The organism is Leptospira montravelensis (assembly GCF_004770045.1).
Lineage (GTDB): Bacteria > Spirochaetota > Leptospiria > Leptospirales > Leptospiraceae > Leptospira_A > Leptospira_A montravelensis.
On record NZ_RQFO01000016.1, the window covers coordinates 311,022 to 337,350 of the forward strand.

The window sequence follows — 26,329 nt, forward strand, 5'->3', positions numbered from 1 at the left end:
CAGAAGTTACAAGAATTTTTTGTTACTTACTTGTGGATTCGTGTGGCTCCATAATAAGTTGAGATTGGTTTTAAATCCTCAAAGCCAATTAGGTTCACTTGCCCACCCCTAAGTTCATAATCACGTTTAAAACTTTGCAAAAACTCAATGGCAGAGAAACCAATCATTTTTACATTTTCATCAAACTTCAAATCTACTCTTTCACCAGGCACAATTTTTCTAAGTAGAAGTTTAAGTGAAATCATATTCGAAAATAATAAAGCATGTTTTACATCTAACACATGAATTTTATTCTCAGATTTTACTGTGATGTCCGCTACAAAAATATAACGTAGAGGAACTCCAAAATATATTTGAATTAATATCGCTGTTATGATTCCGCAGAATACACCAACTAACAAATCTTCTACAATTGTAATAATAACAGTGACAGTAAAAATAACAATTTGGTCCCATCCTTTGTCGTAAGTTTCCTTAAAAACATGAGGAGAGGCTAACCGTATTCCTACCATAATCAAAATACCGGCAAGCGCTGCGAGAGGGATTCGATGAATGAGTCCGGGTAAAAGTAAAATAAAAATTAACAAAAACAATCCATGAAAAAAATTGGACCAACGAGTTTTTGCACCATTTTCCATATTGGCAGATGACCTAACTACTTCTGCAATGATTGGTAAACCCCCGATCCATCCCAAAAAGAAGTTTCCTGCTCCTTTAGCCAATAACTCTCGATCCATATTTGATTTTCGTCGATATGGATCTGTATTATCAACAGCAGTAGCAGTTAACAAAGATTCAATACTTGCGATAAGTGCAATGGTAATCACCATCACCCAAAAAACGCCATCTTTCCATCTTGAAAAATCAGGAAATGTAATCCCATCATAAATATGGTCCGGCAAATTTACTAATTTTTCCGGTCCAATTTTATAAGTTTGATCCAGTAGTGTATAAGAATGTTCATCGGCTAAATCAAAAACGATACCCAAAACAATCCCGACTAACACTGCGACAAGCGGAGCAGGTAATTTTTTCAACAATGGATTTTTGACTTTCGCGAGGATTGCAATGATCAAAATGGCAGAAATTCCAATGATGGCAACTTCAGGATTTACAAATGAAAAACTAAAAGGTATTTCTAAAAGTAATCCACCAATAGTTTTTGCTTTTGGAGTGATTCCAAGGGCCACATAAAATTGTTTAGAGATAATGATGATTCCAATGGCAGCCATCATTCCGTGCACCACAGAGATTGGAAAAAAAACCGTTAAATTTCCCGCTTTCACAAGGCCTAAAACCACTTGGATGGCACCAGCAATCACTATGGCAGCAAGTGTCAGTTCAAATCCAAGTTTTGGATCTCCACCACCGAGAACCATAATTGAATTCAGAACAACGGCAATGAGTCCGGCAGCGGGACCATTGATCGTTAAATGGGATCCACTGAGTAAGGAAGCGATGATACCACCGACGATACCGGAAAATATTCCTGCCATCGGAGGTGCACCTGAAGCAAGTGAAATGCCCAAACATAGGGGTAAGGCAATTAAAAACACAATAAAACCGGACACAATGTCCGATTTCCAATTTTCCTTTAATCCAGGTAACCAATCTTTTGGTTTGTCTTCGTTGTTCATAGCGAACATCCTCTCTATCTAAATATCTTTATTTATACGGCCTTTTGTTTTTCGAAATTGATTCGGGTTGATACCCGATTGTTTTTTAAATTCTAAATAAAATGCTGATCTAGATCCAAACCCAGATAATTTACCAACTTCAGCAATATTGAGTTCTGGTTTTTCATTTAACAAAACCATAGCTTCTTTGATTCGATATTGGTTTAAAAGAGATGGAAAGTTGAAGTTATATTCTGAATTAATAAGTTCACTGAGTTGGTGGTAAGAAAGACCCATTTTAGAAGCGATTAGTTCTTCGTTACAATTAGGATCTAAATATATTTTTTCCGCACCTAACAATGACTCCAGTTTATTTCGAAATTCTGTTTTATCTAATTTTAAAGTTAGAGAACGGTATCTTGTCTTTGATTTGTCCTTTTTTTCATAATTCCGCAAAAATAAAAAAGAACCTGCGGTCAAAAAAGGAAGATAAAATACCGAAGCATAGATAAAAAAAGGCTGATAAGGATAAAAATCAAAATGGAACAATGTCTTTAAGAAGACGGCAAAAAGAAAAAAGAACCAACTAAATACATAAGCTCTATCTTCACTTTCTTGTTTTGATAACAAGATTTCGTGAGTTTTATATAAATGATACGCAGCCGTTCCAAAGATTGTTAGAACTAGAAAAATTCTAAAGTCATAAACTCGCTCAAAAAGTGGGACAAACAAATACAAAAATCCAGATATCCCCGAAACCCAAAACAAAATGTTTTTAGAAAGGCGATTACCTATAAACTGATCAAAAGAAGCCAAATAAACGAAGAATACAAAATGGTTAATGGATAGAAAAAGATAATAGGAATGCCTAATTAGATTGTTTGTATTTCCAAATATCGACGCAAACTCCTTCCCATGAACCGAATACACAAGTAGGAAAAACATAAGAAAATGAATGAGAATGGAAAGATAAACCTTCTCCTTTGATTTCCAATATTCTGAAATTGCCCAACCAAAGGAAATAATCCCCACCATTGAGAAAAACAAAAATGTCAAAAAACGGAACAGAACAATCGACCTGTACCCTGATTGAGATACCGTACGAATCGGAAAATTTAGATCTTCATTAGAAATCAAATAAATATAAAAGTAACGACTTTCTTTAGTACGAAGTGTTACATTAAAATGTGGAAATGGAGAAAGGATTCCCAACCAATCTTCCCAAACATTCCCGCTATAGGATTCGATCACATTTCCCTCGGGTCCTTCCGAACAAAGATCCACAAAAGGAATATTGATCCACTGGATTAAAATATTGAATTGAGAGTCCATTTCCAGTTCATTGATTAACTGAAAGCGAACCCACTGGCCTCCCTCTTCCCTTTTTCCCCGCATGGCATCTGCACTACGGTTTTCCATCCAAATCATATTTCGCAAGGTATGGATGGATTCGTGGCTACAGTTCTTTGGAATTTCTGTCTTTTGGGGTACCAAAAATTGGACATTGCGGCTGATATTCTGCCCGTAGAAACTTTCAGGTTTCCACAGACACCCTCCCGATCCGGCAAGGATTGCCAAAAGGAAAAGGACTAAAGCCATTTGTTTCATCTGAATCACCAGGTTTCGCGAAATCTATGCCTAAGAAAGCGATTTCGATGTTTGTGGATTTTTGAAATGGATTATTTTTTGTCCAATTTTATGATTTTGGACAAAATGCATGTCTAAAATGATGACAAACAGAGGGAAGAAATTATGGATTTCCATGCAGCACTCAACAATATATTAAACCCACCGGTACTCTTTTTCTTTTTAGGAATGGGTGTCGTATTCTTCAAATCAGATCTAAGAATTACAGAAGGGGTATCTAAGTTCCTCTCTTTGTATCTTTTGTTCTCTATCGGCTTCAAAGGAGGACATGAATTATTCAAATCTCCTTTCGCAGAAGAACATCTTCTTACACTCATTGCCTGTATGTTTATGGCATGTTTTGTTCCCATATACTCTTACTTTATCTTCAAAGTAAAATTGGATCATGCAAACTCTGCTGCACTTGCGGGAAGTTTTGGTTCAATCAGTGCCGTTACCTTTGTCACTGCAGGTGCATTTTTACATAGTTACGGTTACGAATACCAAGGTTTTATCGTAGCAGGGATGGCTCTTATGGAATCACCAGCGATTGTCCTTGCCGTGATCCTAGACAGATTAGGTAAAAAGAAAAACCACGAAAACATAAACGAAAAAATTCAATGGAAACAATTACTCCATGAAGCTTTCTTTAGTTCCTCAGTTTATATTCTGATAGGAGCATTGATTGTTGGTTATCTATCTGGCGAATCTGGTTGGAATACAACAAAACCTTTCACAGAAGATATATTCAAAGGGCTTCTCACTTTTTTCCTTTTGGACAAAGGAATTGATGCCGCAAAACAAATGCGCGAATTAAAAAAAGTTGGATTCTTCCTTGTCGGATCGGCTCTACTGATTATGGTCATCAACGTTGTGATCGCCATCTTACTCACTAAAATCATTCAAATGCCAATTGGTGATGCATTAATGTTTGTTGTGCTCTGTGCTTCTGCCTCCTATATTGCAGTACCGGCAGCCATGAAGGAATCTATACCAGAAGCAAATCCAAGCATTTACTTAACTGTCGCTTTATCGATAGTTTTCCCAATCAATATTATTATTGGAATTCCTCTTTACTTTTACATCCTAAAAGTAATCACAGGTACCAATTAATAAGCTGGTTTTTCACAAAAAGAAAAGGAGAAATATCATGAATATTTCCAAAGGTTATTTCTATTTTCTATTGTTAGCGGTTTTTTTACCGCTAACAATTCCAAGGGCCGAACCAACCGATTCACCTAGTCCAGAAGAAACAAAACCAATCGCTAAATCCTACGTTTCCCCCATGAAAGAAAAGGGAATTGATCCAGAATTCAATCGCCATATGTTTGTAGAGCCAGAATTATCGAAACACTCTGCAAACTCGCAGCAATTTTGGTTAAACGATATATTACGATTTGGTTTGTATCTTAGACCAAGACAAGAATCCAGATACAATTTAGATTTTAATGCATCTGACAAAGGTTATATAGATCGAACCATACAAACATCATCCATTTATTTTATCTTTGATCCGAGCCCCTATGTACAAGCGAAGGTTACACTCCAAGACGCACGCGTTTGGGGAGGGGAATCTCCCGCTTCCTCTGGTGATATAAGAGCCAATTTTTTTAATAACACAGCAGATCTTTATTCGAAAAATCAAACAAACGCAGTATCGTTAAACCAAACTGGGATCAGAGAAGCCTTTGTAACCATCAACCAACTCCCGTTACATTCTAAATTTCAAGTGGGAAGACAAATTTGGGCTTATGGCGACCAACGAATCATCGGTGGAGGGAACTGGACAGTGAACGGCCTATCTTTTGATGGGGCGAGGCTTATGTTCAACTATGATAATTTTAAAATTCACTTTCTTATGGCTAGACCTTACTGGACACAAAGCGGAACCAACGGTGTCGTTTCGGCAAACGATCCCAAACTCAATTCAGCTGCCACAGGTACAGACACAACACTTCTCGGGACTTATAATAGTTTTACTATTCCTGATTGGGTGACATTGGATCTTTATAGTTTAGGAGTGGTTCGCAAATGGAAAAAAAATCCAATCAATCCAATCACAGGCCTACCAACATCTTCCAATGACGATCCCCTTGCCGCCAATAGAAGCAGACAAAACCAAAATTTGATTACTACAGGGTTTCGCCTAACCAACAGAACCAAAGGCAATTTCCTTCCAGAAGGAAAGTCTTGGGATTTCACTTTGGAATCCGCCTTTCAAACAGGAACTAGTGGAAGAAGAATCCAAGATCCCTATCTAAAAGAATACCTTCCCAACGAATATGACAATGTTAGAACCGAAAGAGAGAAGTATACAGGACAAATGCACGTTTTCCAAACTGGATATACATTCTTCAAAAAACTGAGATTAGGTGGACAAGTATTGTATGCTTCTGGTGACAAAAATAGAGCCGATGCATCTATATCTACGTTTCAAACATTGGCCAATCCGAGATTTGGTGTGATTCCCTATTTTAATAGTGTAGCCGGAATCTCAGAAAATATTAATGCACAAAACCTTTATTCAAAGTCAGTCAGCATTAGCTACAAAACAGACTCCTTTGGAGAATTCCAAGTCACCTATTTCCAAAATGATAAAGCAGAAAAACAAGATGCATGGTATGCCATTAGTGGTTCAGCAAATTCGACAAGTTCCTTGGGAGAAAAAAATCCTTACCCCGTATCCTCGGACAAAGGGAGTACAGAAAACTATTCCAATAATTCCTACTCCTCACCTTATGCTCTAGGAAAACGAATTTATACAGAAGTGGATTTAACTTGGCACGGACAAATAAACGATTTTGTTTCTTTATGGATGGGGTTTGGGTATTTAAATGCAGGTGATTCGGTTCGCAATTATCGAAATAGTAAAATCCAATACAACGTAACCACGCAGTCCTTCGAATGGAACCAAAACTACTTACAAGGTAAAAACCAACTGGCTCGTGACGCCTACATGGCCTATGCCCAAATCAACGCTGCTTTTTAAGAAAAACGTTCGATTTTTAGCTGGATTTGAATATCATGGAGGTCAGATCGATTCAAATCCATGTTGGAAGCTTCAAACAAACAAAGACGGATTCGAAATAGCCTTTCGCGTGAGGAAATTAGAAACGTATCTCTCCTAATCTTAAAAGAAGAAGGCTTGGATGGTCTTTCTATGCGAAAGATCGCCAACAGATTAGGATGCAGTGTGGCAAGCCCCTACTCTTATTACGAAAGTCAAATTGACTTAGTGCAAGATTTAATTCGATCGGGTGAAGACGAACTCCTCTCCATGTTAAAAAAAGCAAGTGCTGAAGTAAATACGAAGTCCGCCTTCCAACAATTGGCTTCCATTGCACGTGCTTATTTTAATTTCGCAAGCAACAACCGTGAGTTACATAAAGTGATGTTTGTCACTGATTACGGTGGAGTACATAGAAAAGCTTTCCCACAATTACCAAAAAGTTATCGTTTCTTTTTAGAAACCGTTCGCATTGGATTTGAATCTGGTGAGATTCCCTACCCCAAAAACGAATACCCTGCCATTGCCAGAATGATGTGGAGTTGGATGTACGGTGTGATTGTTTTGGATATGACAGGAATGCTTAGAAAAAGAAAAGGTTCAGGAAATCCCATTGAAGAAGGGATTTCCTATTTTCAAAAACTTTTAAGTAAAAAAGAAAGTTAACCTACCGGTGAAATTTCTAATCCATCATTTTCATCATTCAATAATTCTTTATTGACTTCAGAAACAGAAAGAGAAGTTCCTTTGTCTTTCAACCGAATCAGTTCACTTCGAATATAATTGATAGTTTCTGGTGCATCGTTTACTTCCCAAATAGGATTTCCAACAGACAATCGAATAGGTTTATTCAAATTATAAGCATCCAAATATAAAGGAATGATTGGTAGATTGTATCGTTTACTAAGTACAACCATACCGGGATAGAGTTTACGACTTTTTCTAAATCCTCGATACCAAGAACCTTCAGGAAAAATACCGATCCCTAAATTGCCGCGGTTAATTCTACGTTTAAAATCTTTAATAGTCACTGGATCAGATTCGCTTCGATTGAGTGGAATTAAATCAATGGATTTAACAATTCCTTTTACCATTTGTTCTTTTCGATACAACCATTTTCTTTTTTTACCTTTATTAGGTATTCCGGAATCATAACTGGTAAGTGCCGTTGTATAAATTCCATATCTTTTAAGAACACCACGAATTACAAAAGCATCATAAGGCATCGTAATTACTTTCAAAAATTTGTTTCTTGGTTTGATATGATTAGAAATAAAGATGATAGATTTTCCGTTTAACTTACGCAAGATATGGTCATTTTGAATTTCAACTTTTTTGTTTCCATACTTCAATCTCATTGGTTTGACCACTATCCACATAAGCACAAATCCGATTGATCTTCCTACATAATAGAACATAACTTTTCCTCTTAAAAGGTATGTGCCCCAAAATCACATTTGGTTGCAAAAGTTTACCTAAGATTTTTGCTACAATTTCAAGACATTTCTGTATCAAATTACAAATCCAAGTTTCCTAAATCCTGGCTTTAAAAATTTGACAATTCCTTGGGAAACGAAACTCTGGAAAATACCTTCTGGGAGGAAACAGGTGCAATTCCTGTGCTGACCCGCAACTGTAATCCAAACCGATGTTTGGTGAGCCAGATCTTCCCCATAAAGTTAACCTCGTGGTAATGGAACTTTATACACTGATTTCAAATGTCTACCATTTGGATACAGGGGCCCCGAAGGCATCGGGGCACCCGAAACAATCAAAAACAATATTTGTATATTAGGATTTTTGTATCAAGAACCTAACGGAAATTTGTTTATCATTGGATCGGAGTTCCCCTAAATTCAAAACATTTAGGAGACTTCTATGAAACGAACCTTTGGAACCACAATCCTTTCCCTATTTTTACTTGGACAAATCATAACTTGCCAAGCAGAAAAACAAGTATCTGAATCAGATGCCAACAACAAGCTACTAATCGGATTGTTAGCTGGTCAAGCTTCAGAATCTAGTAAAGATTTTGCGTTAAATGGTGTTTGGAATAGTTTTACGGGAAACGGAACAACTCTCGATACAATATCTACATATTCGGCTAAATTTGGCTCAAAAGGATTACAACTAGATGATAGTTCTGGATTTGGTGGATATTCAAGTTGTTACATTATCATTGAATTCAATAACGCAGAAGGAAGTTTCATCACACAAAACCCTGAAAACAATGGTGGATGTTTTTCTGGCGATACAAACAAAGGAAAATATAATAAAGTGTTTTTCTTTAAAAATACTGCCAAAGAAAACTCTTATTGGCTTTGTACTGTAGCATTTGGAAAAACATATGACGCAGCAAAAGCACAAGCAGATACTTCAACTAAAACAAATCCAGGTAGTTCCGGTTGCGGTGCTTCTGCATTTTCAAGAATCGATAAAAAAATATAGTAACTAAGATAATTTAGCAAACAGGTCCCTTTCACAAGTTAAGGGACCTATACCGCTAATTTTGTTTATAACTTGTTTTTTTCATAAAAAGAAAACTCAAACTTGAACTGGACTTTAAGGAATCATTCCTTAAATTGGTGATGTGATGCAAAAACGTTTCAAAACAAAAATACTAAGTTCTTTGGTTTTTGTTTTATTTGTATTTTTAACTTCCTGCAAAAAATCCTCTTCTGGGGAAGAAAATCTTGCAGCATTATTGCCACTGATTATTGCCGCAGAGGCTGCAATTGTTTGCCCCAAGTCTTTACCTCCTACAGACATATATATTGCTACAACCGTTGTTAGTGCAAACTCAAACATCTCGGGATTTTCCGATCCGAAAAAAGCAATTAATGGAATCTGCGGTGCTGGTGAACTTGCAGGTTCATTGGATGTTTATGCCTTAGACATTACAGGAACTGGAGCCACTATAGTTCTAAGTTGGGGAGGAAAAACTGTAAAAAACGTTTCAGGTGATGACTTCATCGTGTATGACAACAGTTTTCGAGTTTCGGACGAGTCCAATACCTATGCAATGGACCCTTCTATCATCCAAGTGTCGATTGATAATACAAACTTTTGTGGATTTAACCCAAGTTATACGGGAGGGAATGTAAACTTAATGAATAGTTGGAACCGATTTGGAAGTTTACGCCCTGTTTATTATAATATGACAACAAAACCTTTTACCAATTCAGAATTATTTACCAAAACCAATGGATCCTTTTTGTTAGGTGGTGGTGACGGATTCGATTTAGACCTATTAGACCCCAATGATCCTAACGATATTAATTGTGACACTACCTTAGCAAACACGATCAAAACAAACGGTTTCAAATTCCTGAAAATTACTTCGGCTGCTGATATGAATAACCCAAACACAGGGAGCAAATTCCCTTGGCCCCCGGGCAGTTATAATGGAAGTGATATCGACGGAGTGGTAGCACGAGAACTCCAATGACTTGACTTCCTGGTCATTATGTCGGATCCATACCTACTTTCGAAGATATACTGAAAAAAACCTAAAAAAGAGACCTGTATTTCAGTTGACCGATCTAAAAAAAAGGATTCTTTTTTTAGAACTACTTCTTAGCGCGTATTCACTTTGAGCGAAAACCTATACACACAAAAAATATCCATACAGGATGAGATGCCAAGATTGTCTGCTCAGGCCAATCTCCTAAAACTCCTCCTTGATCCTTTTTTGGATTCCATTTCCTTCGAAAAGGAATCTGGACAAGCTTTGGATGCTGGAGCAGGTCCAGGTGTACTCACCAGTTTCCTTATGAAAAAAAATCCCAATCTCCATTGGTCTGCCTGCGACATTTCTGAAGAAATGGTGCAGTATTGTAAATTGGGTTATCCAAAAGTAGACTGGAAGGTCTCCGATATCAGAGCATTGGATTATCCAGACAATCATTTTGATTTTATTTTTAATTCTATGGTTCTCATCCATATCAAAGAACCAGAAAAAGCTTTAAAAGAATTCTACCGAGTTTTAAAACCGGGAGGAAAGGTTCTCATCCACTGCCCTAACGATAAATCCTTTACAGGCCCAAATGTACTTTTGGATATGGTAGCAAAACATGCTACTATCCACCCTGCTGACCGTTATGTAATGGAAAAAGTACCTGGCATTATGGAACAAATGGGATTTCGGTTAGTCACAAGGACCGATTTTGTCGCTGCCAATGATGGGAACGATGACAGACCCGTTGTAGAATACCCTAAAATCCATTTAGGGATGATGACGGGTTGGTCTATGATGTCTTTTATGGGACATCCAGATGGAATGCAAGATCTGTATTCTAAACTGCAATCAGAGTATATGTCCAATCGTGTGAAATTCACGATCAATTTAGAAACACATTTGTACCAAAAATAAACGGAGGCAAAATTGAATCAAAAGTCACCCATAGTTATCGGGGAATATCACATCATTCCAGAAAATTTGCCTGCTGATGGCCAACTTCGATTGATCTTTCAACCAATCGATATGACTACGTATTGGAGACGTTGTGGACTCACTGCCAACTTTGTTGCGGGATTTTATTCCTACTGCTACGAAGCCAGTGAATCCAAAGCAAACTCCCTTTCTACTATCATTAACGAACTTTTAGAGAATGCTTCTAAATTTTCGAAAGCACGCGAAGGTAGAATCAACGTAGAATTAAAACAATACGGAAATCTTTTAAGAATTGATGTTTTAAATGTGGCGTCAAAAACCTTACGAGATAGTTTTGAGCTTTTTGTAAATAAACTCTTGTCGGAGAACGTGGAGGAGATGTATTTTTCTACACTCGAAACCAAAGAAGACGGTGATACTAAATCTGGTCTTGGACTACTGATGATGTTAAAAGATTATCCAGTACGTTTTGGTTATAGTTTCCATGAGATCGATGCCGATACTCATGAAATCACGGTAAGAGCAATTATCAACGTAGAAGAGATATAATAGGCGAAGCTTCATGGAAATCAAAGACTTAGATTACAATATACAATACGACGAAGCCACTAAGACTGTCAAATTTGCAGGTTCCATCCGATTGCAGAATTTACCCGCTTATGAACCCATAAAATTATTTTTAAGAGATGTTGCTAAACTTTGCCAAGGTTCTGTATTAACAATGGATTTTAGAGATTTACAATTTGTAAACAGTTCGGGGATCACTACCCTCTCTATGTTCATTATTGATTCACGAAAAACGGCAGCTTACCAAATCAAAATTCAGGGATCCTTAAATATTTCCTGGCAGTCAAAATCCCTTTCCAATTTCAAAAAACTTTGGGACCAAGTGGTTTTAGAAATCGCCTAAAATCGTTTTCTTAACCTTAGGTTTTACCGCCCATCTCGTATAACTTTCTAAATTCGAGCATGCGGCGGGACATTTCATTAAATCTCTGCGCTAAAATTACAAACAAATTGGTAAGAAGTTTGACTGCAAGAGTTGGACTTTGGATTTCCAATTTTTGAAATTCATTTGGTGTCAAAATTAGTAATTTAGCATGATCTCGTACGATAATATCCGCATTTCTGTTGGACTTGGAAACAAAACCCAATTCTCCAAAAATTTCGCCCTGGTTTAAAATCGAAATTGTAGAACGAACTCCATCGTCTCGATTGACCACTACCTCGACACTACCTTCCAAAACACAAAAGAGGCCTTGGCTTTCTTGGTTTTGTTGGAAAACAATATCCCCATCCTCATAGTCAATTAGATCCAACATCGATAATAATTTCTTTGATTCCTCTTCTGTGAATCCCCTTAAAAAAGAGAGAAACTGGCTCGGCGGAAGCATCATATCATGAACAATATTTTGCCAAACCTCATCTCCTTCCATAGAGAAGAGAGGACGGATGTCTTTGTAATCAGTGAAGTTTACTTCAAAATGTTGTGCAAGCTCAGTACCTGCGGGAAAACGTTTCGCTAAACGAAGGAAAGGTGAATGGATTTGTTTGAGATATTCATTATCATCCAATAGAAAAACCATAGGAATCACAATGCCATATTCAGGATGATGGATATTCTTTTTGTACATCCTGTATCCCACTTGGTTGTACAAGCGGACCAAATGAGGGTTAGTATCAATAAAATCGATTAGGATCCCATTTTCTCTGGCGTGTTCATAAATTTTCATACAAAGCATGCTGGCTGCGGCTGAATGTCTGTATTCGTTTTTGACCATGAGTTTTGTAGACATGGAAACTTTGTCAGGATAAAAGGGACGAAATAGTTCCATTTCATATAATTCTTCGCATTCTAATGGTCCATCCTTTCGAAAGTTAATCCTAACCGTTCCAATGCACTCCCCTTCTTCCGTTTCCGCTAGAAAAAGGTGGCCCGTTTCGTCAAAAGGCTCCTTTACCATTTTTGTTTCGTGGTCGGCATAGGCTTGGACTCTGTTCATTTCTTGAACATATATATCATAGCGCAGGCGGAAGATTTTATTACGATCCTCCTCTGTTTTGGCCAAATGGACTTTGATCTGACTCATCCTAGTCGTCTCCCTCAAAAAAATGAAAAATCATTTGCAATTTATGCAAAATGTATGACGTTATAAGCTAATTTTCCGCATTCAATTACACGAAATATAAAGAAAGAAACCTTTACTCTATGCCGCAATCTCCTCCCAACGAAAATCGATTCGTCCTTTCGGACTATTACAAGAAACAGCTAAAAGAGATTGCTTACCAGGGGGAATTCAGGGCCGAAACCTTTGCGACAAAGTTTCGATTCTTCTTCCTGGGATTTTTGGTTATCTTTGCCACTTTAGGCCTACTCTCTGGTCGCCCACCGATAGAGTTCTATTACCAAATATCTGCGATCTTAGTACTTCTCTGTTACAATTTTGTTGTTCTATACTCATTAAAGAAATCGGGAAAGTATCTCAACATCTTTAAATTTCTATCTTCCTTTTTAGAAATTACCCTACTGACATTTGTTACAGGGTATTCGGCTTACTCCCAAAAAAACCCGAGCCTTGTATATGCGGCTCCAATGATTTATGTTTTCTTCATTCTCATTGCACTCGCTTCCATACGAAATAATACAAAAACAATCATTTTTGCCGTTGTTGTCCTGTTAGTAGAGTATGCTTCTTTAACCATTTACTTCTACCCAGAGATGAACGATTTGAACGCAAAGCTCATGAATTTGTCTCAGTATCTCAAACCAGACTTCTTAGAGACAAACAGCTCTTTCTTTTTAGTTAGCGCTGTTCCAATGGGAATTTTTCTTATCCTTCTTTATATGGTTGTTACAGGTGGTTTGATTTTATATGCAATCCTCAATACTTCAAGAACAACTCAGGAACAAGCCGATTTAATTTTTAATACAGAAAAACAAGCCATCTTGGAAGAGAATATGCGTCTGGGAATGGAATTGGATGTTGCCAGACAAATCCAAGCGATGGTATTACCACGTAATGAAGAATTAAAAGAAATCCAAGAACTTGAAATTTCAGCACGTATGGATTCTGCCAATGAAGTGGGAGGAGATTATTACGATGTAGTTCACCATGAAGATGGAACTGTTTATATTGGAATTGGAGACGTAACAGACCACGGTCTTGCATCAGGCGTAGTGATGTTAATGACACAGTCTGCATTTATCACTACTTTGCGTTCGAAGGTCATCTCTTTAAGAGAATCTCTTCGTTCCATCAACTCCATTTTGTTTTCCAACATTCATGTCCGTATGAATGACATTCGCAACTTAACTTTATCCTTATTTTCTTATAAAAACGGAGTGTTTACCACTGCTGGACAACATGAAACCATTATGGTATATCGTCATGCGTCCAAAAAAACAGAAATCATTGATACTGTCGACAATGGTATGTTAGTTGGATTAACCGAATCAATCGACGAATTCATTCATGAAAAACCAATTCCACTCCAAGCGAAAGATATCATTCTTTTGTATACAGATGGGGCTACAGAGGCTGAAAACTCAAAAAGAGAACAATTTGGTTCACATAGATTGGTTGAATCATTGGAAAGACATGCAGAACTTGGATCCACTGATGCAATCTTAGATGCAATTTTTAAAGATATTTATGTTTTTATCGATGGTATGGAAGTGTATGACGATATCACAGTCATGATCATGAGGAAAAGAGGATAAACGTTTATTATGGAAAATGAATCCATTTTGGAGGAAGAGCGAGCCAAATATGCAGAATTGGAAGTCCTTTACCAAAACATCATTGATCATTCAACCGAGATCGAAAACGAACTATTAGAAAATAATAAGAAGATCCAGATGTATTTGGATCGTATGCGTCGTTACTTATCACCACAACTCTATGAAATGATTACTGGTTCCGAAGTGGAAACCTCCATTTCTCACCAAAGACGGAAACTCACTATTTTCTTTTCAGACATTGTAGGATTCACTACCATCACAGATTCGATCGAACCTGAAATTCTCTCGGACTGTTTGAATAAATATCTAGATGTCATGTCTAGTATTGCCATAAAATACGGTGGAACCATCGACAAATTTATCGGCGACGCCATTATGATTTTTTTTGGCGCTCCGTCATTTGATAACGACAAAGTCCATGCATTAAACTGCGTAAAAATGGCAATTGAAATGAGGGATAGTTTACCAGCATTAGCTGAATATTGGAGACAATCAGGAATTAATCATAACCTAACTTGTCGTATTGGAATTAATACAGGCTATGTGACAGTTGGAAATTTTGGAACCAATGAAAGGATGGACTACACCATCATTGGTGGACCAGTCAATGTAGCTTCCCGGTTAGAAAATGCCTCTGATGCTGGGGAAATCCTTATCTCTAACGCCACAAAATCACTCATAGACGAGTACATAGACACAAAACCTAAGGGTGAAATCGTAGTGAAAGGAGTTCATACACCGATTGAAACCTTTCAAGTGATCGGTTTAAAAAACGAACAAGAAAAAAAAGAAAACCCATTTCTAAAATTCGATACAGACGGATTCCTGCTCAAACCATTACATTTTGATAAACTGAGCACAAACCCCGAAGAACGCAGATTAATGCAATATGCATTAGAAAAAGCGCTTGCGGCTTTGAAATAAATAGTCTAAATTCCTTAGTTGAACTACGACTATGCGAAAGTACGGCAATTTTAAGTCAGCAAATCACCTCAACGAAGAACCAGATTCAATAATTCAGATCCATTTAAAACCATTGGATTTAATGCGTTATTGGCGCCGTATCGGTATCCTTTCCGATTTTATCGGTTATTTTTATGGTTTTTCCTTTTTACCCAATGTTCCAACCGAATCGATGGATATGAAAAATTCGGAAATTGTAAATTCCATCTCCACAGTGTTTAACGAATTACTGGAGAATGCTGCAAAATACTCTTATGACAAAAAAGCAGATATCGATATATCTTTAATTCATCGTGGCAGTACATTTGAAATGGTAGTTCGAAATATAACAAATGATGCAAATGTAACAGCTTATGAATCGAGTTTAAAAGAAATTTTTTCCTCAAATGACTTAGATAGTTTGTATATCGAAAAACTTGAAACCAACGAAAATGATCCCCATCATTCAGGAATAGGCCTAATTATGGTTTTAAAAGATTACCCTGTAGAAATGGAAGTTACTTTGGAATCGGAAGGGGAACATACCATTATTACAAGTCGGGTCCTCTATTTTACAAACGAGTTCCTTCGATCATAATGTCTAAAATTTGATCTACCTCTTTTCGAAATTGTTCGTCGTCGTCCTTGGATTTGATTTGTTTCCATTTCCGTTCATTGAGAACGGCAAATCCATGAACACCACTCCAAAAACTCATCATAAGTGTATCCGTAGGAATGGAATTTTTTAACTTTAGTTGTTTTTGACCATATTCCACTATCTTAAACATTCCCATATAAGCGGCATTTCCACATTCTCTCAACTCATCAGAAATAGGATCTCCAGAAACATAAATTTCTCCACCAAACATTAGTTCTGTCCTTCTTGGATTTTTCAGTAAAAGAAAAATATATTCCACTCCTGCCTTCTTTATTTTTTCCAACGGATCTTCTGAAAAAACCCAGGCCCTTTCCATACCTTCACTTAGTTCCCGAAATCCTTCTGAAACCAAAGCTTGGAGAAGATCCATTTTTTTGGGAAAATGTCGGTAGGGGGCAGTATGACTTACACCGAGATCAGTGGCAATGTCACGGAGACTCAAGGAAGAGACACCCTTTGATTCTAATACCTTTTTAGAATGTTCGAGAACCTCCTCACGTAGATTGCCGTGGTGATAGGCACTGGATTTGGAGGAAATGGGAGAAATGGGGGAATTTGATTTATTCAGAGATTGTTTTTTTTTGGCTGGTTTCATATCGAAAAATGTTTACAATGTATACTTTCATGTTGACAGAGTATACATTGATATTTACACTGTCTACATTATGAAATTTGATGACTACAAAAAACAACCACTTTTTTGGAACGGGATCATTATGACAGTAATCACTGTCGCCATCCTGCCTCTCTTATTTCTAGACACAAGAACCCTTTTGGGGGCCAATGTCTGGATCAAACCCTTAAAATTTACCTTATCCGTAGGATTGTATTCAATGACTACAGTTTGGGTAATGGTAAAATTTTTGAAGGGTTGGAAATTCAATGGTAAGATCCAAATGGCCTTAACCATTACCTCTTTTATCGAAATTGTTCTCATTACTTTACAAGCAAGTCGTGGGGAGATGAGTCATTTTAATATAACAACTGTTTGGAACCAAATTATATTTTCCATTATGGGCGTTAGTATCTCCATCTTTTGGGTCTTGCACCTTTGGATGGGTTACAATATTTTTAAAAAAGAGTCTATCTCAAGGTCTATCAAAGAAAGTTTAGTTTGGGGAATGGTCATTGCTGGATTTGGAATGGTCATTGGGTTTTTTATGACCTCGCCTCGACCAGACCAACTCGAAGCAATGAAACAAGGAATCTTTGTAGCGAGTGGTTCCCATCAATTTGGTAGCGGTGATCCAGGAGCGGGAATTTTATTTTTTGGTTGGAGTACTAAACTAGGTGATATGAGAGTTCCTCATTTTTTTGGAATGCACGTCATGCAGGTTTTTGTTTTTTTAGCAGCTTATCTAATGAATAAACAAGATTCTATTTTAAACCAAACATTGGTCCGAATTTTGGGAGTTTTATTTTTATTAATCAATCTATTTATGGTAATACAAACCCTAAATGGAGAATCTATCTTTCATTTTAATCCCTTCTTTTCAAGTGTTTACGGAATCTTATCCCTACTCATTGTGTTTTGTCTGATAAAAATCATTTCCATACCAAAACAATTTCGAAACGAGGTAACTATATGAACCCTTCCTTAGTATTTAAAATCGCTAATGGCATAACAGTTTTAGCATGGTTAGTATTAATTTTATCACCAAATCAAATGAAGGTGATACGTCCGTTAAGAGTTTTTGTTTCAGGGCTATTCCTTGGAGGGATTTATGTATTTTCCCTTATCATTGGAAATGGCCAAACAGAAGGAAACTTTTCAAGTTTAGAATCTGTAAGATTATTATTCGCTAATGATTACTTTTTACTAGCTGGTTGGATTCATTACCTAGCTTTTGATTTGTTTTTAGGGACTTGGGAAGCAGAAGACGCTATCAAAGAAGGAATCAATCGTTGGATTTTAGTTCCTATTTTGGCATTAACATTTTACTACGGCCCTGCAGGTTGGTTACTCTATTTGGTTTTAAGATTTGTGAATTGGAAGATGACAAAAAAAGTAAATGACACTTAACCACCATATACATCCAGAAGAGAAAGAACTCGTTTACAACGGTTCTTTTTCTCTTCATCACCTTCTAGTTCTGCAATTTCCAAATTTTCAAAGGCTAGATCTCTACCGGTTTTCTCATCAAAAGTTTTTACATTTGATTTAGCACCAGATTCCAATAATAAAGCAAGGACAGCAGAATTTCCAAACTTACAGGCTTCATGGAGCGCCGTACTACCACTATTATCTGCAGCATGGATATCGATTCCAGCCTGAATCAATCTTTTTGCCATACTTGGTTCACCAAAAACAGAACACCAATGAAGCGGAGTCATTCCATTTACAGATTGGAGATTTACTTTAGCACCCTTCCGGATGAGTTCATCCATAAGTGTTGTTTTTAGTTGCAAACGAAGCGTACTATCTTGGCAGAGTTTAAATATCGCAGTTTCTCCATTGGCATCCATTTGATTGGGATCTGCGCCACGTTCCAAAAGCCTCATACAAGATTTATATTTTGCGCGAACAAAACATTCTTGCAGAAGAGAAAACCCAAGAGGATTTCGAATTGGATCACTGACAACATAATCAAGAGATCCAACTGTTCGAACAAAGGAATCCAAAAGATAGATATCATCTGCATCCAACCAATCTAAAGTTTTGTCCTCGTTGGTAGATTCCAAATTATCACCTAAATTGGTTTTATAATTTTCAGGAAATTTATGTTTAAGAATTGGAATAAATAAAGGTTCGGATTCTGAATGACAGACTACTTCATGAAAAAGTTGCCAGTGTTTTTGATTAGGGATTACTTGGTTAGAAAAAAGAAAAATCAAAGTTTCATTCAATTTTCTTTGTGTCAACTGAAACACAACCAACAAGTTTCCCTCTTTGAAATGTACCTCTGATATGGTTGATTGGTCTTCTGGCCAATGGTACATAACAAGCGTTAAAAGTTCATCTTTTGCCTGTTGGTCTAAAAAGGAAAACACTTCCTGTAATGCTAAAATATTCCCAGACAATGCATATATTTTTGCAGATAATTCGTTAGGTATAAAATCGGGTAGTTTTTTGTCCGAATCTCCATGTTCATCAAATTTAATTTGATAAATGCGTGTTGCAGTGAAACTTCCGTGTAAGAATGTATTCCATTCATCAGCGATGGCCAAATACAATTTACCAGCTACAAAACGATCATCTAACATATCAACTGTTACCGAAAGTCTAACTGGTGAATTATTTACATTGTGATTGATTATAATATTTAAATTCTTTGATGGAGATTCAGTAGTTATATCAAAGAGAAAATTTTTTAATTTAACAATTTCAGGTAATCCTGTGACAGAAATACGTAAATCGTTTTCCGTACCTTCTTCATCTTTTAAAAATACAAGTTCTTCATTTGACCAATCAGAAATAAAATCTGTAGTATATTTTCCAAAAATTTGACCTTGAAGTTTATGATCGGGTATTTGGTCATCAAAACGAAGATCAAATAACACAAGTGAGTCGGAATTAGATTGTTCAATTTCTTTTCGATAATCAAAATGGTTCCACGAACCGCATTTTTTGCAACGATACTTCCCTTTTTTTCCTTCCACTTTGAAAGTGGATATAGAGTGACCGCTAAAACAATTTGAGCAGGATAAAATCGTTTTCATATTTCGCTTGTTCCGATAAATAAAACAGGAGAGTTTTGACTGATCAATCGAAAATTATTATCTTCGTACAAATCAGGTAGGATTTCATGAAGCAAAGTCAATATTTGGTCGTCGGTGGTTCGGGGGAAGCAGGCCAAAGTGCCATAACCTGCCTAAAAGAGAAACAACCTTCAGCCTATATCATAACAACAACTACAACAAATGAACCTGTGTCGAATGCAGATCTTACACTTTTCAATAAATCAGCTACGCCAGGACTTTCCAAAAAAATCCAAGAGGATCTGCAAAATCATAAGATTCCACCGAATTTTAAAGCCATCATTTATACACCAGCTCTCGGTGAAGTAGGTTTTCCTATCAATGAAAGTACACCCAAACAAATAGAAGAAACTTTAAGTATCAGTTTTTATCCTCTTTTGGAGTTGGAACAAACTTTCAATCCAGACCTTACCGTTGCTTATTCTGCATTTTATTGGTTGAGTCATACTTTGTCTTTTTATGGTTCAATGGGAATAGCCAAATACAAAGGTGATCTTTGGGCATTAGAAAATCCCCAAAAAAGAAAAATTGTAAGGGCTGGAACATTTTTTTCAAAGAGTGTTCGAGGGATTTCAATTGTCCTCCAACGTACAATGAAAAAAACAAATAATCCCGACCTTCTAACATTAAAAAGTCGATATGAAAACTCTGATCAAAAATTTATGGACTTTTTTCTTTCCTATGCTTGGGAACATGAAAAGGTAAACTTTCAAAAAGAATTCGAAACACCTTACCGTCCCACAAAGCGTGAAGATTTAGGTCGCGGCTTAGGCCTAGCCTTGGATTCTACAGAACCCATTGTTACGGTTCTCGGGGATTGGACTTGGAAAGAAACCGAACTACCACAGATACCCAGTTGGTTCAAACAATTCTAGTTGTAAGATTTAAAGAAGCCTTATTTAGTAGACCAATCGGTATACCAGAGGTGTTTTATGCGTCGATTGATGTTTCGCAAAAAAGGAATTTTAGAGTGGGAGGAAACAGAACCACTTACCATCACAGGAGTAAACCAAGCCATTGTGGAACCCATATCTGTCGCCAGATGTGATTTGGATTTACCTATCCTAAAAGGGGAAACGTTATTTCGTGCCCCATTCCCAGTTGGCCACGAGTTTGTTGGTAAAATCAAATCGGTCTCTGAAGATTTGGCAAATGTATACTCTGTTGGTATGACAGTTGCTGTGCCTTTCCAAATTTCCTGCGGTTTTTGCCCATCGTGCCTAAACCATCATACTAATTCTTGCGAATCCGTACCTTATACATCTGGTTATGGAATGCCACCAGGGGCACATCCCTTTGGGGGAGCCATAACCGATGAAATCAAAATTCCATTCGCCAAACAAATGCTATTTGAGATAGATAAAAAAATAGATCCAGTGGGAATTGCAAGTTTCAGTGATAATATTGCGGAAGTTTGGAAACTCGCAGGAAGATTTTTAAACCAAAAAAAAGATCCGAAGGTTTTGGTAGTGGGAGGTTTTGCGGGAAGTATTGGACTATATACAGCCTTATTTCTCCACCAAACAAAAAAAGCCGATGTATTGTATGTTGATACAGATATTACAAAAATTGATTTAGCTTCGTCGTTAGGAATCCCTGTGGAACATTTTTCACAATTCCCCAAACCAACTAAAAAATATGATTTAGTTTGTGATGCTTCGGCTAACAAACAAGGTTGGGATTTTGCAGTTCGTTCTCTGGGTCGAAATGCTATTTTTAGTTCGGCTTCTATCTTTTGGACCAACCAATGGGAAATTCCATATTTAGAAATGTACAACCAAGGTGTTGAAATTCATTTGGGACGTGTGGAATCCAAAGATTCGATGGAAGCACTTTATCCTTATATTCTATCTGGAGCTTTTACACCAGAAAAGATAGTCACAAAAACAGCTTCCTTTAATGAGGCAAAAGAAGCTTGGTTAGAAGAATCAATCAAACTAGTGATTACCAAATAAAACAAGTCCAATCAATATGAAATTGTTCTCACGTATTTTTAATCAAAATCAAATTACGAATTTTAGATTTAAAGACTGGATTTTTTTATTTCTTATATTTTTTGCGATCCAAAACCTATTTGCAGAATCAATCCAAGAACGTTTTTTACCTCCCAATGAATTCAAAAGAGTGGAATATGCAAACAATAGTTTTGCGACATACTTACAAAACTTTCCCTTAAAACCAAAAGGAAGCACAGTCTCTCTCTACAATGGAAAAATCAAAACGAACCAAGTCCATGTTGCCGTTTTGGATTTTCCACTTCTTAAAGCCGACCTCATCCAATGTGCTGATGCGGTGATAAAGTTACGAGCCGAGTATTTATATTCGTTAAAACAATATGATAAGATCCATTTTAAAATCAGCAATGGGATGGATGTTGCCTATTCAAAATTTGTAAAAGGCGAAAGAGTGCAAGTGAATGGAAACAAAACCCATTGGAAAACAGGAAAGTTTACGCAAGGCACAGGCCGCGAAGTATTTGAAGAATATTTAAAATTTATTTACATATATGCCGGAACCATATCCTTAAAATCCGAATTAAAGAAAAAACAAATTTCTGACTTAAAACCAGGTGATGTTTGGGTCGAAGCAGGTTCCCCAGGTCACGTAGTTTTAGTGGTAGATAAAGTAACAGGAAAAGGCGGGCAAACACTTTTCCTTTTAGCACAAAGTTATATGCCATCCCAAGAAATGCACATTCTAAAATCAGAAAACATATTCTCTCCTTGGTTTGAAGTTCCTAAAGACGAAACCTTCCCCACTCCCGAATGGGAATTTCCAACAAAAGAAATATATGAATTTACAGATTGAAGAATCGAACTCTTTTGTTAACCTGATTACGAAATGAATGCACTTAAAAATATAGCCGTATATTGTGGTTCTTCCCCTGGCCAAGATCCTTATTTTATGACCGCCGCATACGAATTAGGCGAACTACTAGCAACCGAACAAATTGGATTGGTGTATGGCGGAGCCAGTGTGGGTTTAATGGGAGCAGTGGCAAACGGTTGTTTATCAAAAAACGGTTCCGTTACAGGTGTACTTCCTACATTCTTAAAGAAAAAAGAAATTGAACATAGTGGGCTTGGAAAACTAATCCTTGTCGAAACCATGCATGAAAGAAAACGAAAGATGTTTGATTTGTCGGACGCATTTGTTGTGTTACCAGGCGGATTTGGAACTATGGAAGAGTTTTTTGAAATCATCACTTGGTCTCAGTTAGGTTTACATAGCAAACCCATCATCATACTTAACTGGCATGGTTTTTACAATCCCCTCCTCTCACTCATACAAAATATGGTAAGTTCCGGTTTTTTAAAAAAGGAAAATGCCGCCCTGGTGCAAGTCCTTGAAAATTCCAAAGACCTTCTTCCCACACTTCAAAACTATTCACCGTCTAAGACGGAGAAATGGTTGTCCGAAGATACAGTCTAAGATTCTATTACCAATAGGAAATGCAATATGCGTAATCTGTTAAGTGGTTTTCTAAATTTTATTCTCATTACATCGATTTTTAACAGCTTGGGTATTGTAGCAAATCCAAGTAACGATCGACAAGGATACCAGGAAACTCGTCTTAATCCACTACGACAATTGACTCCCGAGGCCAACCGAATTCTCAATGCTCCACCAGAAGTTCACCACCAAGTCACAACTTTTGAAAGTCGCGTAACTGACAGCACTGCTTATCCATACATCAAAACTACAATCAACTTTGTCAAAGGCCATCATTCCTTTAAGGCATTTTTATCTGATGGGCAAGAAATTTCCTACTCTACTCGCGGGGAACATATTTGGCACTCCCAATGTTATGGAGACCTTTGTATATTAGTCACACAAAAGAATTTGTTAGGTGTTAGTAACTCAAGCACTGAATGGGAAAAAGGACATCATTTTGGCGAAGAACGATACCAGATCGCTATGGGCCACAAAGCAGCTTTAGTTATGAGCGATCGAAAATTATTTTTATATAATAGTTATACCAACCATTGGGAAACCATCAGCCTTGAACAGGAAATCATTCGTTCTTTTGCCAATCTTTATGACAAAGTGGCCATTATTACAACACGCCGCATGATTGTAATTGATTTACCATCAGAAACTCAATTTGAAGAAAACTTATTACTTCGAAGCATCGGCCAATTCGAAATGCGAGATAGTTTTATTAATTTTTATTCAGGAGATAAACTTTGGATGTTTCGCCACCAAACAGAAGCATTCGAAGAGGTTGATCTAACAGATTAATTTTTTTTCCGAATCTTATAAGAAATTTGGGCGCCTCACATTAGTTTGTTGTTTCTCTATGATTCGTGGACGTGACCGCGCTTTCCGCTCCAATCTTTCCCATTTGGTTTGTTACAAATATCTTTACTCACCGGAAAGGATTTCCGCTCCAATCGCTGGCGCGGGTGTTTATACAGTAAAAAACAAAGGGAATCGAAACCAGGTTAAAGAATTTTTAATGCAAGTTTATGCAGAAATGAGGTGAATACTCTATCATCTATAACCATTAACAACTCTTAACAACTGCAATATATCGATCTTCTCTTCCTTTGATTGGATCAGAAAAGAGGAAATACCATTTTGAGAGAATGTTTTTTTGAATTTAACTTTGATTCCATTCGGATCAGAAACACAATTAACATTCTCTTGTTTAAAACCTAAACCTAAAAATTCATTTCGGGTATCTTCTGGATTTGCCGTCTCTAAAATAAACGATTCCATTTCCCACAGTGAGGTTTTAGATAATTCTTCGAATTTTTTTAGTAAATCATCAGTTTTATATTCGATAAAGAAAGTTTGGAAACCTTCCAAAAAACGATCCAACAATATAATTTCCGAGATGACTACCTCCTCATTCTTTGCATTAAAAACTTTTTGCTCCATAACATGAGACACAGTAAATTCTAAATTTTCTAATTCACTTTTCGTATCAATGATACTTAAATTGGATTGTAATGCAAAACCAACAAATTGATTGATTAGAAAATTCGTTTCCACTTTCTCTGTTTTGTTTTCATACCAAAGAATTTCTAAAATTCCATTTCTAAAAGCAAACATCCCGCTTTGAAAGGATCCATAATTTGTTAAGGGTATTAAAGTGGTTAACTGAAATCGATTTTTTAAAAACTGAAATGTTTTTTCTGGTTCATAAGAATAGAGAAGGAAATGATCGAAATTGGAAATCATGACAGCCTATGTTTTATCTATCCCAATGAAACAATTCCCAGGGTCTATGGCCTTTACATAATAGTATATCTTCTCTTTCTATTTTCATTTTTGGTCTTAGATTCATCCGTTAATCAATTATGAATATTTTCTTAACTTGTTGGGGTAAATAAATCTGAAACTTTTGTTCTGCACAATCTTCTTTATTCTTATATAACAGGGCGACCCTATAGTAATAAGTGCCGGAATTGTTTATCGCGCTTATAACTTTTTTTTCTATTCCGTTAGAATGAATTTCCATTTCAATCGGAGAAAATACTTCGTTTTTTGCAATTTGAACTATATAATTCTGGAATTTTCCTGTGACAAATCTCTTTAATTCACCTAGGTCTTGCGTAATACCACAGTCGATTTCATTATCGTAAACTGATGGTTCAGTAACTCCATAATAGTTTTTATAAATCCATTCAAAGTTTATCATTTCGGATTTTTGAAAGGTATCACCATCTTTCGGAGTTATAGAAATTATTTGGTCATCCATATCGGCAAGTAACCAAAAAAGGGAAATCCTACTATAGTCTGATTCCAAATTTCCAACAGCTGAAGTATTAATAAAAGCTATACTTACTAAAACTGGAGTTAAATATTTTAATAAGGTTAAATTTTTTCCTGACTGTTTCTTTTTAAGATTATAAAATAACAATAGCAATGGAATGTAAACGATTAAGCAGAATATATCCGTTTGGTCAGCAGTTCCTTTTGAAGGAATAAAAAACCATAGAATTTTAGTTATGAAATCATTCGTTTTTTGGTTTAAGTTCAATAGAATGAATATAAGAGCTACTACAAATAGACTAACGAATAAAACGATTGATTCTTCTACCTTATACTTTTTAATATTACAAATAAACAAAACTATTACAGACAGAAGTAATGGAGCTAAAAACAAACCAATGATATCGCTTATTTTTCCTGTTATTTCATTTTGAAATATAGATTTGAAAAATGAATCGTTCAAAATCCAAATGATCACAGCAAAGAATGAATACTTTGTCGAAAGAATTTTTACAGAGATATTATCCGAAATTCTCATTAGATTTCTTCCTTGAATGTTTCAAATATTTTCCAATTTTCGATTGGGCGAAAATTACAGGATTGGTGGCGTGTGAAGATAAGAGTATTTACATATTCCCGATCGCCTTCATTGGTTTTTATATCTTTGGTAGGACAAGGCATTACCGACAAAGATCTCAAACAATGGTTTAATGCCTTTTTATCATAAAAAACTCTACTTGCATTCGAACCACCACCGATCTGCACCCAAGGATACGGTTCTTCTTCTTCATTTCCTAATTCAGAAATTGCATAGGCTCGTCCGGCATTATAACCACAACTAATAGTTTTTAATAAAATAATTTTTGCGATTTCTCTTTCTGCTTCACTTTTTCTGATAGTATCCTGTCCCTTCAGAATCACGAGG

Annotated in this window: 27 protein-coding genes and 1 riboswitch; of the genes, 18 read left to right on the forward strand and 9 right to left on the reverse strand. The window is 36.5% G+C overall.

Annotated elements, in window-relative coordinates:
* Positions 1 to 26: 26 nt before the first annotated feature.
* On the reverse strand, positions 27 to 1,637 hold the full coding sequence (locus tag EHQ31_RS11785; RefSeq protein WP_135573482.1) for a SulP family inorganic anion transporter: 1,611 nt from the start codon (positions 1,635 to 1,637) through the stop codon (positions 27 to 29).
* Positions 1,638 to 1,655: 18 nt separating this feature from the next.
* Positions 1,656 to 3,224 (reverse strand): AraC family transcriptional regulator, encoded by a 1,569-nt coding sequence (locus tag EHQ31_RS11790; protein ID WP_135573480.1) that lies wholly within the window; start codon positions 3,222 to 3,224, stop codon positions 1,656 to 1,658.
* A gap of 144 nt (positions 3,225 to 3,368) precedes the next feature.
* Between EHQ31_RS11790 and EHQ31_RS11795 the strand changes: the two genes are divergently transcribed.
* From EHQ31_RS11795 to EHQ31_RS11805, 3 genes are read left to right on the forward strand one after another with little or no spacing between them, the layout of a single operon-like run.
* A complete protein-coding gene (locus EHQ31_RS11795; protein WP_135573478.1) occupies positions 3,369 to 4,355 on the forward strand; it encodes a sodium-dependent bicarbonate transport family permease in 987 nt (328 codons plus the stop codon).
* A 4-nt stretch (positions 4,356 to 4,359) separates the two neighbouring features.
* Positions 4,360 to 6,231, forward strand: coding sequence for an alginate export family protein (locus EHQ31_RS11800; RefSeq protein WP_420844116.1), 1,872 nt, complete (start codon positions 4,360 to 4,362; stop codon positions 6,229 to 6,231).
* Between the two features lie 60 nt (positions 6,232 to 6,291).
* Positions 6,292 to 6,915, forward strand: a complete 624-nt coding sequence (locus tag EHQ31_RS11805; RefSeq protein ID WP_135573474.1) for a TetR/AcrR family transcriptional regulator — start codon at positions 6,292 to 6,294, stop codon at positions 6,913 to 6,915.
* Here EHQ31_RS11805 and EHQ31_RS11810 read toward each other — a convergent pair.
* Positions 6,912 to 7,667, reverse strand: a complete 756-nt coding sequence (locus tag EHQ31_RS11810) for a lysophospholipid acyltransferase family protein (protein ID WP_135573472.1) — start codon at positions 7,665 to 7,667, stop codon at positions 6,912 to 6,914. The genes EHQ31_RS11805 and EHQ31_RS11810 overlap by 4 nt on opposite strands.
* A 131-nt stretch (positions 7,668 to 7,798) precedes the next feature.
* Positions 7,799 to 7,939, forward strand: a riboswitch (cobalamin riboswitch).
* Positions 7,940 to 8,127: 188 nt separating this feature from the next.
* On the opposite strand from EHQ31_RS11810, the gene EHQ31_RS11815 reads away from it, so the two are divergent.
* The 5 genes from EHQ31_RS11815 (at position 8,128) to EHQ31_RS11835 (ending at position 11,552) form a co-directional block, all read left to right on the forward strand.
* Complete coding sequence (locus tag EHQ31_RS11815; RefSeq protein WP_135573470.1) at positions 8,128 to 8,697, forward strand: hypothetical protein; 570 nt, start codon at positions 8,128 to 8,130, stop codon at positions 8,695 to 8,697.
* Between the two features lie 145 nt (positions 8,698 to 8,842).
* Entirely contained in the window at positions 8,843 to 9,697 is an 855-nt protein-coding gene (locus tag EHQ31_RS11820) for an LIC_13355 family lipoprotein (RefSeq protein WP_135573468.1), read from the forward strand.
* A gap of 144 nt (positions 9,698 to 9,841) precedes the next feature.
* On the forward strand, positions 9,842 to 10,621 hold the full coding sequence (locus EHQ31_RS11825) for a class I SAM-dependent methyltransferase (RefSeq protein ID WP_244247367.1): 780 nt from the start codon (positions 9,842 to 9,844) through the stop codon (positions 10,619 to 10,621).
* Between the two features lie 12 nt (positions 10,622 to 10,633).
* Positions 10,634 to 11,191: a slr1658 superfamily regulator gene (locus EHQ31_RS11830; RefSeq protein ID WP_135573466.1), complete on the forward strand. Its 558-nt coding sequence runs from the start codon at positions 10,634 to 10,636 to the stop codon at positions 11,189 to 11,191.
* A 13-nt stretch (positions 11,192 to 11,204) separates the two neighbouring features.
* A complete protein-coding gene (locus EHQ31_RS11835; protein WP_135573465.1) occupies positions 11,205 to 11,552 on the forward strand; it encodes a slr1659 superfamily regulator in 348 nt (115 codons plus the stop codon).
* A 16-nt stretch (positions 11,553 to 11,568) separates the two neighbouring features.
* Here EHQ31_RS11835 and EHQ31_RS11840 read toward each other — a convergent pair whose 3' ends face one another.
* On the reverse strand, positions 11,569 to 12,732 hold the full coding sequence (locus tag EHQ31_RS11840; protein ID WP_135573463.1) for a GNAT family N-acetyltransferase: 1,164 nt from the start codon (positions 12,730 to 12,732) through the stop codon (positions 11,569 to 11,571).
* Positions 12,733 to 12,851: 119 nt separating this feature from the next.
* Here EHQ31_RS11840 and EHQ31_RS11845 point away from each other — a divergent pair, with 119 nt between their 5' ends.
* The 3 genes from EHQ31_RS11845 to EHQ31_RS11855 are packed head-to-tail and all read left to right on the forward strand — an operon-like array spanning position 12,852 to position 15,924.
* Entirely contained in the window at positions 12,852 to 14,363 is a 1,512-nt protein-coding gene (locus EHQ31_RS11845) for a PP2C family protein-serine/threonine phosphatase (RefSeq protein WP_135573461.1), read from the forward strand.
* A gap of 9 nt (positions 14,364 to 14,372) precedes the next feature.
* Positions 14,373 to 15,308, forward strand: coding sequence for an adenylate/guanylate cyclase domain-containing protein (locus EHQ31_RS11850; protein WP_135573459.1), 936 nt, complete (start codon positions 14,373 to 14,375; stop codon positions 15,306 to 15,308).
* A 31-nt stretch (positions 15,309 to 15,339) separates the two neighbouring features.
* Positions 15,340 to 15,924 (forward strand): DUF6272 family protein, encoded by a 585-nt coding sequence (locus EHQ31_RS11855; protein ID WP_135573457.1) that lies wholly within the window; start codon positions 15,340 to 15,342, stop codon positions 15,922 to 15,924.
* On the opposite strand, the gene EHQ31_RS11860 is transcribed toward EHQ31_RS11855, so the two are convergent.
* On the reverse strand, positions 15,899 to 16,579 hold the full coding sequence (locus tag EHQ31_RS11860) for a TetR/AcrR family transcriptional regulator (RefSeq protein ID WP_135573455.1): 681 nt from the start codon (positions 16,577 to 16,579) through the stop codon (positions 15,899 to 15,901). The two genes, EHQ31_RS11855 and EHQ31_RS11860, sit on opposite strands and share 26 nt — an antisense overlap.
* A 121-nt stretch (positions 16,580 to 16,700) precedes the next feature.
* Here EHQ31_RS11860 and EHQ31_RS11865 point away from each other — a divergent pair, with 121 nt between their 5' ends.
* The gene (locus EHQ31_RS11865; RefSeq protein WP_338069465.1) at positions 16,701 to 17,573 is read left to right on the forward strand and encodes a hypothetical protein; all 873 of its coding nucleotides are present in this window, start codon (positions 16,701 to 16,703) and stop codon (positions 17,571 to 17,573) included.
* Positions 17,570 to 18,007 carry an ABA4-like family protein gene (locus EHQ31_RS11870; protein ID WP_135573451.1) on the forward strand — a complete coding sequence of 146 codons (438 nt, stop codon included), beginning with the start codon at positions 17,570 to 17,572 and terminating at the stop codon, positions 18,005 to 18,007. The genes EHQ31_RS11865 and EHQ31_RS11870 overlap by 4 nt, the downstream gene beginning before the upstream one ends.
* Here EHQ31_RS11870 and EHQ31_RS11875 read toward each other — a convergent pair.
* On the reverse strand, positions 18,004 to 19,644 hold the full coding sequence (locus tag EHQ31_RS11875) for an ankyrin repeat domain-containing protein (protein WP_135573449.1): 1,641 nt from the start codon (positions 19,642 to 19,644) through the stop codon (positions 18,004 to 18,006). The two genes, EHQ31_RS11870 and EHQ31_RS11875, sit on opposite strands and share 4 nt — an antisense overlap.
* Positions 19,645 to 19,730: 86 nt before the next feature.
* On the opposite strand from EHQ31_RS11875, the gene EHQ31_RS11880 reads away from it, so the two are divergent.
* Genes EHQ31_RS11880 through EHQ31_RS11900 form a run of 5 tightly spaced genes read left to right on the forward strand, consistent with a single transcriptional unit; the run spans position 19,731 to position 23,925 of the window.
* Positions 19,731 to 20,558 (forward strand): hypothetical protein, encoded by an 828-nt coding sequence (locus tag EHQ31_RS11880; protein WP_135573447.1) that lies wholly within the window; start codon positions 19,731 to 19,733, stop codon positions 20,556 to 20,558.
* Positions 20,559 to 20,615: 57 nt separating this feature from the next.
* The gene (locus EHQ31_RS11885) at positions 20,616 to 21,638 is read left to right on the forward strand and encodes a zinc-dependent alcohol dehydrogenase (protein ID WP_135573445.1); all 1,023 of its coding nucleotides are present in this window, start codon (positions 20,616 to 20,618) and stop codon (positions 21,636 to 21,638) included.
* Positions 21,639 to 21,654: 16 nt separating this feature from the next.
* On the forward strand, positions 21,655 to 22,491 hold the full coding sequence (locus EHQ31_RS11890) for a DUF4846 domain-containing protein (protein WP_135573443.1): 837 nt from the start codon (positions 21,655 to 21,657) through the stop codon (positions 22,489 to 22,491).
* Positions 22,492 to 22,524: 33 nt separating this feature from the next.
* On the forward strand, positions 22,525 to 23,115 hold the full coding sequence (locus tag EHQ31_RS11895) for an LOG family protein (protein ID WP_135573441.1): 591 nt from the start codon (positions 22,525 to 22,527) through the stop codon (positions 23,113 to 23,115).
* 27 nt (positions 23,116 to 23,142) lie between these two features.
* Complete coding sequence (locus EHQ31_RS11900; protein ID WP_135573439.1) at positions 23,143 to 23,925, forward strand: hypothetical protein; 783 nt, start codon at positions 23,143 to 23,145, stop codon at positions 23,923 to 23,925.
* Positions 23,926 to 24,177: 252 nt separating this feature from the next.
* Here EHQ31_RS11900 and EHQ31_RS11905 read toward each other — a convergent pair whose 3' ends face one another.
* The 3 genes from EHQ31_RS11905 to EHQ31_RS11915 form a co-directional block, all read right to left on the reverse strand.
* Positions 24,178 to 24,870 (reverse strand): hypothetical protein, encoded by a 693-nt coding sequence (locus EHQ31_RS11905; RefSeq protein ID WP_135573435.1) that lies wholly within the window; start codon positions 24,868 to 24,870, stop codon positions 24,178 to 24,180.
* Between the two features lie 109 nt (positions 24,871 to 24,979).
* Positions 24,980 to 25,942, reverse strand: a complete 963-nt coding sequence (locus EHQ31_RS11910) for a hypothetical protein (protein ID WP_135573433.1) — start codon at positions 25,940 to 25,942, stop codon at positions 24,980 to 24,982.
* Entirely contained in the window at positions 25,942 to 26,325 is a 384-nt protein-coding gene (locus EHQ31_RS11915; RefSeq protein WP_135573431.1) for a hypothetical protein, read from the reverse strand. Before EHQ31_RS11915 ends, EHQ31_RS11910 begins: the two co-directional genes overlap by 1 nt.
* Between the last annotated feature and the right edge of the window lie 4 nt (positions 26,326 to 26,329).